Below are 12626 nucleotides of genomic sequence, written 5' to 3'. Positions count from 1 at the left end.
CACTGGCGTTTGCTATAATGTGGCTGCCTATGTACTGCTGAACAAAATCTATACAGCAAAGATCAACAGACCCTAGGGTCTGTTGATCTTTCGTGATGGATTTTTGAGCGGCAAGTGATGATGAGCTCTGGCCACATTTATAACAAGCCTGAACATAGAATGACCTTTGAAGTTACTCAAGTTGTCACCACCTACTATCAGATTTCTGTTCGTCACAGCCATATTTTGCCATTTGCTTCCTTCAGATTTCACCTCGCGGTGAACCCCCTTACATAGGCTAACGGCTCTCTCTCGATTGAGCTTGAGGGCTTTCCCCACTAGATCAACGCCATGTTCGGCGCACACAAACAAAAAGCGTTGACCTGCAGCGCTTTTTTTCTCCGTCAAATCAGCAAAATTAAAATAAATGGCTGTTCAACCAAAGATGCACCAAAATACTGGCAATGTAGCCAAGGGCAATAGCAGGTGCCCACTTAAGATGGGCGCCAAAGGTATAAATGCCGCGAGCTTGCCCCATTAGTGCCACACCGGCAGCTGAGCCAATCGACAACAAGCTGCCGCCAACACCCGCTGTTAATGTTACCAGTAACCATTGGCCATGGGACATTTCTGGGTTCATGGTCAGCACAGCAAACATAACGGGGATGTTGTCTACAATTGCCGATAAAATACCGACCGCCACATTCGCGTATGTGACATCCCACTGGGTGTACATGGCGTGTGAAACCAAAGAAAGATAGCCAATAAAGCCTAAGCCGCCGACACATACCACTACACCATAGAAGAATAGCAAAGTATCCCATTCAGCCTTAGCAACCCGGTTAAAGACGTCAAATGGCACCACTGAGCCTAAGTAAGACAAACGCTTTTGATCATTGGCTTCTTGTGCCAGCGCTCGCTTACGCTCCAGTGATTTGTGTAGTGTGATACGCAAATAATAACCAAAGAACTGCAACAAACCTAAGCCCGTCATCATGCCAAGTACTGGCGGCATGCCAAGCAGCGAGTGAGCACTCACAGCCATTAGAATCGTCACTAAAAACAGTGCTACAACGACAAATGCACCGCGCTTCAGCTCCACTTCTTCATCATTCGCTTGAGGTTTTTCATTGGCAATGAATAGGCTCATAATAATAGCTGGCACCAGAAAATTAATGGCAGAAGGAACCAATAACGCAAAAAACTCGGTAAAGCCCAAAATACCTTTTTGCCATACCATCAAGGTAGTGATATCACCAAATGGGCTGAATGCGCCGCCAGCATTGGCTGCCACCACCACATTAATACATGCCATAGCAATGAATTTCTTATTCTCTCCACCCACTTTCATGATCACCGCGCACATCAATAGCGCTGTGGTTAAGTTATCCGCAACCGGTGAAATAAAGAAAGCTAAGATACCCGTTAACCAAAATAGACTACGTAAACTAAAACCTTTGTTAACCATCCAAGAGCGTAGCCCATCAAACAGCATCCGCTCTTCCATTGCATTAATATAAGTCATTGCAACCAGTAAAAAGAGCAGTAACTCGGCATATTCAAGCAGATTATGTCTAAAGGCTTGTTCAGCTTCATGGCTCATACCATGCTGCATGTAAACCCAACCTATCATCCCCCAAATAACACCAGCGGCGACCAACACGGGCTTGGACTTACGTAAATGAATAACCTCTTCACTCATCACTAGAATATATGCAAACACAAATACGATAATGGCGATATAGCCAACAGCATGAGTGGTAAGATCAAGCTGATCGCCACTTGTACTCGCCAAAGTAAGTGGTGAAAAAAGTAATGCCGATATCAGCGTGATCAAATTAACAATGTGTTGTCGTCTCATTTATTCAAACCTATCTACTTTAAAGCGTAAAAATCTGGCGCGACAATAACATAAGCTAAATTGTAATTTTTTTAGCAGGGTCAAATTTTCAGATAACAAGATAAATTTACCGATATATAATATCGGAAAAACCGAACAGCAATGCAATTTATATTGATGAACAAGAGAAAATGTAATGGTAAAAATTACCCATAAAAAAACCGCATAAACTGCGGTTTTTTTATGGGTCTTACTGAGCAACGAACGCTTGCCGATTATTGCTCTCTAACGACTCGGAAACCGATGTAATTTGACGCAAAGCTTGAGCTAATCTCTAACCGTGACGAGGCACGAGCTAAACTTGGCGCAAAGTTCCAAGAGCCACCTCTTACAACAGCCGGTGAGCCTTCAGTTATTTCCCAAACATTACCTACGGTGTCATGGAGACCAAACTTATTCGCTTTAAATGAGCCTGTTGGTGATGTGCTGTTATTAGACCAGCGACTGCCACACCAACCACAATTTGCGTTTCCTGCACCAATATTGTTACCCCACCAGTAATCAGTACGCGATCCTGCTCGAGCTGAGACTTCCCATTCAGACTCTGTTGGCAGACGATATTGGTAGCCAGTATTACGACTTAACCATTTGCTGTAAGCCACAGCATCATCTTTCGTCACACAAACAACTGGTGATTTTTTCGACTGCTCGAACCCCGGTTTACGCCAAGATAAATCAGCGTTGTATTCCGGCGCACCACTATCATACACCGCGCAACCTCGTCCCTTTTCTGCGCTAGTTTGATAACCTGTTTCTTTTACAAATTTTTCAAATTCGGCAACCGTTACTTCTTTTTGACCAATTGCAAACGTGGTTGGAATATTTACATCATTTGGCGCTTGCTCATTACCTAAGCCGCGACCTTGTAAATCGCCTACTTTATAGCGACCACCAGCAATCGCCACCATAGCTGGTGAGGCAGTGCCGTCGCTATGGCGATCAGCAAATCGTTGACCAGGCTTTAAATTAACCACTAAACGACTGAGTTCGGCTCGAACTGTTCTTGCACCAGATAACTTAATGGAAGTGTTGTACGGATGAAAACCAGGCTTTTTCACGGTTATTTTGTACTCACCCGGTGGTAACATGGCGTCGATACGGCTAGCGCCATAGCTTTTACCATTGATAAACACTTCGTCATTGTATTGGTCAGAGCGTACAGTCAAGGTGTACATGCCGGGTTCATTTTGCTGTGACGAAAACTCCACTTCTTTGAAATCGCCCATATCAGCGACGTCAGCATTCACACCACAGTAACGGTAATCAAGGCTCAGCAAGCGACAAGCTTGCGCTTGAGGTAAGCGACCTTGCATTTCAACCAACATCTTGACCGAGTAGTCGCCTTGACCACTGAAACCACTTTCTAGTACTTTCTCGTCAACAATCTTAATGCCCGCCGCAGCAGTATCACGATGTTTGGCAACTAAGGCTTGTTCTGTCACGTTTTGAAACAGCTTGTTAGTTAGCATTTGACTGGCTGTTTTCTTCGCTAAGTCATTACCTTGTTCGGCACACTGTTTAAATGTTACGTCCTCACCACAGGCAATGCTTTGACTTACTTCCATTTTGCCGCCTTGACCGAACTCGCGTTTAATGCGTTCGACACGGGCAAAATTGTAACGTTCTTTTAGGTTCTCAATTTCGTTTAACATACTAAATTGAGTCATTTTAGAATTAGCGAGTTTATCTTGATTTGTCGCCAATAATGTTTTTTGTGCTTTAACTTTAGTTTTATTCAGACTTTGCGCTTGAAGTGCGTATTGATAAGCTTCAATAGACGCAGAAATATCCAGCGATGGATCAGCAACCAGCCGTTCATACTGTTTGTCCATATCCAGTAGCGCTGATTTTCGCTTATCTTCAAGTGTGTCATTGAGTTTGATTAAACGCTCTAACTCATCTTTATCTTGTTTGATTGAGCTTCTAATCTGTTCAAGACCGTTAACATAAGCGTCAAACTCAGCCTGCTTTGTCTGAATTTTATTATCTAACTCAGAGACTTGGCTTGCATACAACGGGAAGGCAGCCATGCCTAGAGAGAAGATACCAGCCGATAATACCAGTGGAGCTATCCGCATTTTTTCTATTCCATGCCAAAAACAGTCTCATCACCAAAAATAATGAGTAAAATGTTTGATTATTATGATCTTTATATTTGTTTTCTCGCTGTGACTTAAGAGCCACAACAAATTTTCTTGTCAATCCTATTGCCTAACGCACTAAATGACAAGTGTAGCCTTACCTTAAAAACACGCTAAGGACAGGAAAAATCGACATTTTTTGATATTAACCATGTCATGCTGTGTCTTCATGCTAATGGCTAATGCCTTGTTATATCAATGCTTACCTAGAGCTTAAGGAAGTATGACTAAGCTAATTTTACAATTCAGTAATGGGGCATAAACTAATTCGGAAAAATATCAAATTATTGGGCTTAGTCACGATTTTTTAAATGAGAGCTCCATTTAAATAAAACTTCACTAAATATCTATGGCTAGGACCCTATTTATTGGACTCGTCTCGACATCCAGTAGCGCTTTTTCCAATAAGGATTGTTTAACTGCGAAATAATCACACCTTTACTGGTGCTCGCATGTAAAAATCGGCCATCTTCAAGGTAAACACCAACATGTTTCGTGCGCCGAGAAACATTGAAAAAAACCAGATCCCCCGTTTGCAGCTCACTGCGCTTAACAGCAACACCTTGCTTCGCTTGCTGCAAGGTTGTACGCGGTAAAATTTCAGCAAAACTGTCGCGAAACACATGCTGAATATAAGCAGAGCAGTCGACGCCTTGCTTAGTGGTACCGCCATATCGATATGGAACACCTTGCCAACGTTCGTAATGAGCAAGCAGTAGACTAATATCATCCTTCTGCTTGTCAACTTGGTGTTTATCAGCAATCGGTGGCCCCGTGACAGTCGGATGGGGTTGCTTTGACTCAGGTTGAGAACTACACCCCGCTAACCCTAGGGCCAAAAGCGCCAGCAAAGCGATGGAAAGTGAGCGTAAAGTGGAAATAACAAATACTCCCCGTGATTAGCGTAAAGCCATTTCAAAAATCAACCGTTCAGCGGTGCATGAGAAGCGTATATTAAGTTGTAATACTACTCCAGCTTCTAACCCTTGTGTGATTTCTTCTATTTCACAATCTGCGTATTTATCTTTGGCTTGGCTAATTAGTTTGTCAGCCAACACTCGTGCTTGCGCTTGATCACTGGCAGCAATCGGTAAACTTAAAACATTATCATCTTCGTGGATCACACTACCAAGCTCCACAAGTACACCACAGGCTTCACAAACATCATCATTTTTCTCAATTGACATAGCTGTTTCCTCTCAATCTATTTAACTGCAATATTCTTAACCGCATTAAACCCTATGGCTAAAAACAATTACAAGGATTGCTTTGCCTGTTCAAACAAAAATTCATCTAAACCTTAATTTAGAACAATGATCTAACATATACCAAAGCAACTTCAAGGTGCTTATTCAGCGAGAGAGTGTTTGAGTAGGCTTACTATCAATAAAATCACTGGGAACAATTAATACGCCAAGATCACGCTATAACAAGACAAATATACTGGTAAAAAATTCATCAAATTGTCTTACCTGCAAACTAAACTTTGCAAAAACCACTCAACAACCCATTTGCATGTATTCAAACATTCCCGAACTGGCAAAATTAGAACAATTGATCGAATTACACAAGCATAAGCTTAAGGCAGCTACATTAGGTTTCGCTTACGATAAAGAGCAATCATTTCCGATTCATGGCATTGAACTTGGAAGCCAGTCAAATACAGCGCCAACAGTTATTTTTGTGGGTGGCGTACATGGTGTGGAGCGTATTGGCAGCCAAGTTGTGATTGCCTTTTTAAGCAGTTTATTAGAGCGTCTAGAATGGGACCTACATTTCCAGCAATTGTTTACCCAAGTTCGTGTGGCCTTTTTGCCTCTGCTTAATCCAGTCGGCTTTTTTAACAACACCCGATCTAATGGCCAAGGCATTGATTTAATGCGTAACGCGCCTGTAGATGCCATTTGCCGTACAACTCCTCTGGTGGGTGGCCATCGCATTAGTCACCGCCTCCCATGGTTTCGCGGTAAAGAAGGCTTAGCGCCTGAAAGCCAAATTTTAGTTGATTTTGTCAGCGATTTAATCAAACGATCGAGTATAACCTTGAGCTTAGATGCCCACTCAGGCTTTGGCCTACGTGATTACCTTTGGTTTCCCTTTGCTGGGAATATCGCGCCCTACCCGATGTTGGCGCAAACCTATGGTTTGATGAACCTATTTGACAATACCTATCCTTACCATGCGCACTATAAGGTGTCTCCACAAAGCCACTTTTACACCACTCACGGCGATCTGTGGGATTATTTAAGTAAGCAGCACAAGAAAGCGCGGTTTATTCCCCTAACCTTAGAAATGGGCTCTTGGCTTTGGGTTAAGAAAAACCCCAGACAATTATTCAATTTCGCGGGCTTTTTTAACCCGCAAAAGCAACACCGACAGGAACGAATATTAAGGCGACATACTGTGTTGATGGATTTTTTAATCCAAGCCGCTTATTCATCGACCTCGTGGTGGCCTGAAGGTAAAGAGCTCACACTGTTGAACGACGCCGCGAAGCGATTATGGTACACGGACTTAAAACGCTAAACATGAAAAGAATCGACCAACGTCTGTTGCACTTCGCGGTATATAGGCACCGTTTAAAGATTGTGCTGTACGAATTGAAAATGTTAAGAGGAAGCGATGACCAGTAAACCCACCTTAGTGCTATTACGTGGCCTTTCCCGCGATCAACGCCATTGGGGAAGCTTTAAATCATTACTGCAACAAAGCTTGCCTCATTATCAGGTTACTTGTCTTGATACGCTAGGCAATGGCACGCTATTAGATCATAAAAGCCCGTTGAAGATGGATGAATATGGCCAGTATTTATTGGCGCAACTGGCTGAACATGAGATTAAACAACCGATCCTTGTTGGTCTTTCCCTAGGAGGAATGGTTGCGCTCAGTACACTGGCACAAAAACCTGAGCAGATCCATCACGTTATAACAATCAATAGCAGCTCAAATTTGTCTCCGTGGTGGCAGCGCTTTTCTCTTCCTTGGGCATTGGGCCACCTACTATTTGCGAAAAGAAAGCCTCATTGTAGCCGCTTAGAATATGGCATTTTGCAGTTTACTAGTGTGCAACAAAATCAAAACATCGCCTTACTGCAGCAGTGGAGCGAATATCGCAAAGAAGCGAACACTAAGTTAAGTAACAGTTTACGCCAAATTATAGCCGCTGCGACTTTTACGGTGGACGAGAGACTTAAAAGCGTAGGAAAGGTAAGTATTGTTTCTGCTATGCAAGATAGGTTGGTCAATCCAGCATGTAGCCGGCAATTAGCGCAACATTTAGCAGCGCCTTTGTTTCGGATTGAAAACGCCGGACATGACTTGGCGTTAGATCAACCCCAACGTTTAATTCAAACGATTATTCAAGCATTGGATAATCCGGCCACCACTAGGCCATGATGACTTCTTCAGCCACATCTATCTGAGCATTGTAGTTAGTCTGGCTAATTTCAGACTCAATTAATTGACGCATTAATTTAATTTGCGCACGCGCCATTGCTGGGGTCATTGATGGGTCGAGGCGATTAACACTTAATCCAGTAATAAAAGTTCGAACCAGACTAGCCAAGGTATCAAACGTATCTTTTTCTTCTTTATTGAAACAAGACCATAACTTGGCACTACCTTGATAAAATACCGGGCCAACAATTTCTGATAACTTTTGGTCACCACGCATCGACAACCATAAGTCCATCATCACCAATTGCATGTCATTTTCTGGGTCACGATATAGAGAGTCTATCATCGCCAACACTAGCTCAAGTGGCTGACACCCACCTTTACCATAATAAAAATCAACTTTATCAGTAAATAAGGTTTCGACCATATCCGCAATCAACCCATATTTGCCATCAGGGTATTGGTGATTCAGCGCCCCGCGAGTCACCCCCGCCGCAGCGCAAATTGCACTGGCATTAGTACCTGCATAGCCAAATAGCACGAGTTGCTTCAAAGCAGAACACTTTAATTTTTCACGAGTTGCCGCATTTCGCTGCGCTTGGGTTGCCATAAAAAACCACTGCCATTACCAAAAGCAATAAAGTACCACCAAAATATTCGAGTATGAAGATAAATCACCTTTAAAAATTAATAAACACAACACAAAAAAAACATAAAAAAGCAGCTATGTTAAATCGGCAAGGCCCAAGTGATACCAACCCTAACGGATTGTTATATAAGCTTGGTATCAATCGCTAAATAAATGTGATCTCACGCCAATGTATCAGCAAAAAAGATGAAACTTTCCTACCATTTAAGGCAAGATGTTCAAGCGTTGAACAAGTTTTTATGTCTAAGTAACTTAACTGAGGGCCTGTTAAACAAAGGAATAACGGCGTAAAAAGCAGCAATTTTTTCAGTCGGTAATAGATTTTCTTTTGTAATTTAGCAACAACTGATCCAAATCAATTTTTTACCAGCGATCAGACCTATAATCCTTTATGAAAGTTATTTACTAAAGGCAACAACGCAGTCAACTCCAATAACTTCATATGGTTTGATAGCAAGTTTCACCCTTAATAAAAAATTTTTATTTACTAGGAGTAACAAGATGACAGTTAGCAATCTTGCTGAATTAGATGCAATGGTCGCACGCGTTAAAGCGGCGCAAAAAGAATTCGCAAACTATAGCCAAGAACAAGTTGATAAAATCTTTCGTGCCGCGTCTTTAGCAGCATCAACGGCTCGTATTGAATTAGCTCGCATGGCTGCAACAGAATCAGGTATGGGCATCATGGAAGACAAAGTGATTAAAAACCACTTCGCTTCTGAATTCATCTACAACAAGTATAAAGATGAAAAAACATGTGGCGTGATTGACCGCAATGACGAAGGCGGTACTATTACTATCGCTGAGCCAGTGGGCATTGTTTGTGCAATCGTACCAACAACCAACCCCACATCTACCGCTATCTTTAAAGCGTTAATCTCACTAAAAACCCGTAACGGTTGTATTTTCTCTCCTCACCCTCGCGCTAAAAACGCAACTAACTTCGCGGCTAAACTTGTATTAGACGCAGCGGTAAAAGCGGGTGCACCAAAAGACATCATCGGCTGGATTGACCAACCTTCAGTAGAGCTTTCAAATGCCCTAATGAAGCATGACGACATCGCGCTTATCCTAGCAACCGGTGGTCCAGGCATGGTTAAAGCTGCTTACTCTTCTGGTAAGCCAGCAATCGGAGTGGGTGCGGGTAACACGCCTGTTGTTATCGATGAAACTGCAGATATCAAGCGCGCTGTTTCTTCTATCTTAATGTCTAAAACATTCGATAACGGCGTAATTTGTGCCTCTGAGCAAGCCGCTATCATTGTTGAATCTGTCTACGACGCAACACTTGCACGTTTCGCTAAATACGGCGCAGCGGTATTAAGCAAAGCAGATGCAGACAAAGTACGTAAAGTACTGCTAATCGACGGTGCACTAAACGCAAAAATCGTTGGTCAACCAGCATACAAAATTGCTGAGTTAGCAGGCGTTAAAGTACCAGAATCAACTAAAATTCTTATCGGTGAAGGCTTAGAAGCGTCTTACGATGATGAATTCTCTCACGAGAAACTTTCTCCTACGCTAGGTGTGTATAAGGCGAAAGACTTTGAAGATGCAGTACGTCAAGCAGGTATCGTGCTAGATATCGGCGGTGTCGGTCACACATCTGTACTTTATACAGACCAAGATGCTAACGCAGACCGCATTGCATACTTTGGCGACAAGATGAAGACTGCACGTATTCTGATCAATACACCTTCTTCTCACGGTGGTATCGGTGACCTTTACAACTTTGAACTTGCACCTTCTCTCACACTAGGTTGTGGTTCTTGGGGCGGCAACGCGATTTCTGAAAACGTAGGTCCAAAACACCTAATCAACAAGAAAATTGTAGCGAAGCGAGCAGAAAATATGTTGTGGCACAAACTACCAAAATCTATCTACTTCCGTCGTGGTTCACTGCCAGTAGCAATGGACGACCTCGATGGTAAGAAACGCGCCATGATCGTAACTGACCGTTTCCTATTTAACAACGGCTACATAGACGACCTACGCGCTATCTTAAAAGATAAAGGCATGGAAGTGGAAGTGTTCCATGAAGTAGAAGCTGATCCAACACTAACAGTGGTAAAAGCAGGTGCAGCAGCATGTCATAGCTACCAGCCAGACGTTATCCTGGCCGTGGGCGGTGGTTCACCAATGGATGCAGCGAAAATCATGTGGGTAATGTACGAGCACCCAGAAACTGATTTCGAAGACCTGTCTATGCGCTTTATGGACATCCGTAAACGTATTTACAAATTCCCTAAAATGGGTAGCAAAGCTGAACTAGTATGTATCACGACTACTTCTGGTACTGGCTCTGAAGTAACACCATTTGCGGTTGTAACTGACGATGCAACAGGTCAAAAATACCCACTAGCTGATTACGAGTTAACGCCAAACATGGCGGTTATCGACGCTAACCTCGTAATGGATATGCCTAAGTCACTATGTGCCTTTGGTGGTTACGATGCGGTAACACACGCAATGGAAGCTTATGTTTCTGTACTAGCGAACGAATACTCTGACGGTCAAGCGCTGCAAGCACTTAAGATGCTTAAAGAGTACCTACCAAGCTCTTACGCTAACGGTAAAAAAGATCCAGTCGCTCGTGAGAAAGTACACAACGCAGCAACTATCGCAGGTATCGCATTTGCCAACGCTTTCCTAGGTGTTTGTCACTCAATGGCACACAAACTAGGTGCTGAGTTCCACGTACCGCACGGTTTAGCTAACGCATTGTTGCTAACTAACGTTATTCGTTACAACGCAACTAACACGCCAACTAAACAAACTGCTTTCTCACAATACGACCGTCCAAAAGCACGTGCTCGTTACGCAGAAGTAGCTGACCACTTAGGTCTTGGCGGTAAGAACACTGAAGAGAAGCTAAACAACCTACTAACATGGTTAGACGAGCTGAAGAAAGCAGTTAACATTCCAATGTCAATTCAAGAAGCAGGTGTTAACGAAGCTGAATTCCTAGCTAAGGTTGACGAGTTAGCGGTAGATGCGTTTGATGACCAATGTACTGGTGCAAACCCACGTTACCCATTAATCAGCGAGCTTAAAGAAGTACTCATCGCTTCTTACTACGGTGTGCCTTACGTTGAAGGTCAAAAAGTACTAGCGAAAGAAGAGCAACCAGAAGCAAAAGCCGCTAAAGGAAAAAAAACAACTAAAGCGTAAGTTATTTAAACTGACACAAAAGTTGTGAAGCTAGCCCGCTATTTAGCGGGCTTTTTTGTATTTAATATAAAGACAACTAAAATATACATAACAGTCAATAATATAAGAAATAATGACAAATCCAGAGCATTCCAAATCTAAAATCCCTGTTAAACACCTTGCTATAGGGCATTTTGTGGAGCTTCCCCTTGGCTGGAAAGATCACCCCTTCATGTTTAGTAACTTCAAGATAAAGAGTCAAGAACAGCTCGACATCTTACACTCGTTGGGACTCACTGAAGTTGAAATTAACTGGAAAAAGAGTGATAAACACCTGAAGCCACCTGTACCTTTGGATGCTGAAGCGACAGAACAATCCCCAGTTAAAAAATCAACCGAGCTAACACCAGAACAATTACAACAAGCTCAGTCAAAACAACTTAGGCTTGACAATAAGCGCGCGGAAGCAGCATATCGACATAGTTTGTCTCAATTCCACAGCGCCATGAGCAAATTTGGCCTCTCTCCCGAAGAGGCCTATGTCGATATTAAAGGTCTCATTAACGCCCTTTGTAACGATGTTTTTACTTGTCGTGAACCTAAGGTAATGCATGTTATTCAAGCACAACCAAGCACTGATGACCTTTTCTACCATAGCTTGAATGTGACTATTTTATGTTTAGTGGTTGCGAAAGAATTAGGCTGGAGTGAACAAGAAGCACAATTGTTATGTTTGGCGGCATTTACTCATGATGTTGGGCTCATTAAAGTGCCAGCGACAATAAAAAGGAAGATAACCGAGCTCAGCAAATCAGAAGAAAACTACTATAAAATGCACACGACCTATAGCATTGAGTTAATAAAAAAAGCGGGTTGCTTCCCCGATGCTATTTTACCGATTATCGCCGCTCACCACGAACGATTAGATGGCTCTGGCTATCCAAAACAAGCCACAGAAAATGCCTTAGATGAAATGACACAGCTACTTAGCCTAGTCGATGCATACGACAGTTATTGCTTCCCACATCCATCCAATAAAGCCTTAACACCGCGTAATGCCATTGCATTGTTATTTAAACAAAGTCAGAAGAAATTCAATCGCTCCATGCTGGAAGTGATGGTGAAATTACTGGGCATTTACCCTCCAGGCTCCTTAGTAATGCTGAGTAATGGCATTCCCGCTCTGGTTGTCTCAACCAATAACAGCAATGCCTTGTGTCCAAATGTGTTGATGTTTGAGTCCGGTAAAAATGAAAGCACTGGGCTTATCTTAAACCTGGCTAAAGAGTCGTTAGAAATTACGAAGGGAATAAGCTTTGATGACTTGGAAGAAGCACCTGCACGCTACTTCAATAGTCACGTCCGTTATTGCTTATACTTTTCACCACTCCCCCCCAGCCATTAAAACCTA

At 42.7% G+C, this 12626-nt stretch carries 9 protein-coding genes; 4 read left to right on the top strand and 5 right to left on the bottom strand.

The genetic code is table 11. The features are described from left to right. Positions 1 to 397 precede the first annotated feature (397 nt). The 4 genes from nhaD to K1M91_RS12060 form a co-directional block, all read right to left on the bottom strand. The gene (nhaD, locus tag K1M91_RS12075; protein WP_232802017.1) at positions 398 to 1840 is read right to left on the bottom strand and encodes a sodium:proton antiporter NhaD; all 1443 of its coding nucleotides are present in this window, start codon (positions 1838 to 1840) and stop codon (positions 398 to 400) included. Between the two features lie 254 nt (positions 1841 to 2094). After that, entirely contained in the window at positions 2095 to 3957 is a 1863-nt protein-coding gene (locus K1M91_RS12070) for a formylglycine-generating enzyme family protein (RefSeq protein WP_232802016.1), read from the bottom strand. 428 nt (positions 3958 to 4385) lie between these two features. After that, positions 4386 to 4859, bottom strand: coding sequence for an NlpC/P60 family protein (locus K1M91_RS12065; protein WP_232802015.1), 474 nt, complete (start codon positions 4857 to 4859; stop codon positions 4386 to 4388). 60 nt (positions 4860 to 4919) lie between these two features. Next, a complete protein-coding gene (locus K1M91_RS12060; protein WP_232802014.1) occupies positions 4920 to 5207 on the bottom strand; it encodes a DUF406 family protein in 288 nt (95 codons plus the stop codon). A gap of 328 nt (positions 5208 to 5535) precedes the next feature. On the opposite strand from K1M91_RS12060, the gene K1M91_RS12055 reads away from it, so the two are divergent. Both K1M91_RS12055 and K1M91_RS12050 read left to right on the top strand, forming a co-directional pair. After that, positions 5536 to 6546, top strand: a complete 1011-nt coding sequence (locus K1M91_RS12055; protein ID WP_232802013.1) for a M14 family zinc carboxypeptidase — start codon at positions 5536 to 5538, stop codon at positions 6544 to 6546. A gap of 96 nt (positions 6547 to 6642) precedes the next feature. Next, positions 6643 to 7416 carry an alpha/beta hydrolase gene (locus tag K1M91_RS12050; protein ID WP_232802012.1) on the top strand — a complete coding sequence of 258 codons (774 nt, stop codon included), beginning with the start codon at positions 6643 to 6645 and terminating at the stop codon, positions 7414 to 7416. On the opposite strand, the gene K1M91_RS12045 is transcribed toward K1M91_RS12050, so the two are convergent. Continuing rightward, entirely contained in the window at positions 7406 to 8026 is a 621-nt protein-coding gene (locus K1M91_RS12045) for a TetR/AcrR family transcriptional regulator (protein ID WP_232802011.1), read from the bottom strand. The two genes, K1M91_RS12050 and K1M91_RS12045, sit on opposite strands and share 11 nt — an antisense overlap. Positions 8027 to 8566: 540 nt before the next feature. Between K1M91_RS12045 and adhE the strand changes: the two genes are divergently transcribed. Both adhE and K1M91_RS12035 read left to right on the top strand, forming a co-directional pair. Beyond that, a complete protein-coding gene (adhE, locus tag K1M91_RS12040) occupies positions 8567 to 11236 on the top strand; it encodes a bifunctional acetaldehyde-CoA/alcohol dehydrogenase (RefSeq protein WP_232802010.1) in 2670 nt (889 codons plus the stop codon). Between the two features lie 112 nt (positions 11237 to 11348). After that, a complete protein-coding gene (locus K1M91_RS12035; protein WP_232802009.1) occupies positions 11349 to 12620 on the top strand; it encodes a DUF3391 domain-containing protein in 1272 nt (423 codons plus the stop codon). The last annotated feature ends 6 nt before the right edge of the window (positions 12621 to 12626 follow it).

The sequence above is a fragment of the Motilimonas sp. E26 genome (assembly GCF_021278025.1).
In the GTDB taxonomy this organism is placed as follows: domain Bacteria; phylum Pseudomonadota; class Gammaproteobacteria; order Enterobacterales; family CBDFNC01; genus Motilimonas.
The sequence above is the reverse complement of the archived record's forward strand: the minus strand, read 5'-3'. Positions and strand labels throughout refer to the sequence as shown.

Excerpts from the sequence above, each read along its gene's own strand:
- adhE (WP_232802010.1), top strand. The coding sequence starts at position 8,567 with ATGACAGTTAGCAATCTTGCTGAATTAGATGCAATGGTCGCACGCGTT.
- K1M91_RS12035 (WP_232802009.1), top strand. The coding sequence starts at position 11,349 with ATGACAAATCCAGAGCATTCCAAATCTAAAATCCCTGTTAAACACCTT.
- K1M91_RS12070 (WP_232802016.1), bottom strand. The coding sequence starts at position 3,957 with ATGCGGATAGCTCCACTGGTATTATCGGCTGGTATCTTCTCTCTAGGC.
- K1M91_RS12060 (WP_232802014.1), bottom strand. The coding sequence starts at position 5,207 with ATGTCAATTGAGAAAAATGATGATGTTTGTGAAGCCTGTGGTGTACTT.
- K1M91_RS12045 (WP_232802011.1), bottom strand. The coding sequence starts at position 8,026 with ATGGCAACCCAAGCGCAGCGAAATGCGGCAACTCGTGAAAAATTAAAG.
- nhaD (WP_232802017.1), bottom strand. The coding sequence starts at position 1,840 with ATGAGACGACAACACATTGTTAATTTGATCACGCTGATATCGGCATTA.
- K1M91_RS12050 (WP_232802012.1), top strand. The coding sequence starts at position 6,643 with ATGACCAGTAAACCCACCTTAGTGCTATTACGTGGCCTTTCCCGCGAT.
- K1M91_RS12055 (WP_232802013.1), top strand. The coding sequence starts at position 5,536 with ATGTATTCAAACATTCCCGAACTGGCAAAATTAGAACAATTGATCGAA.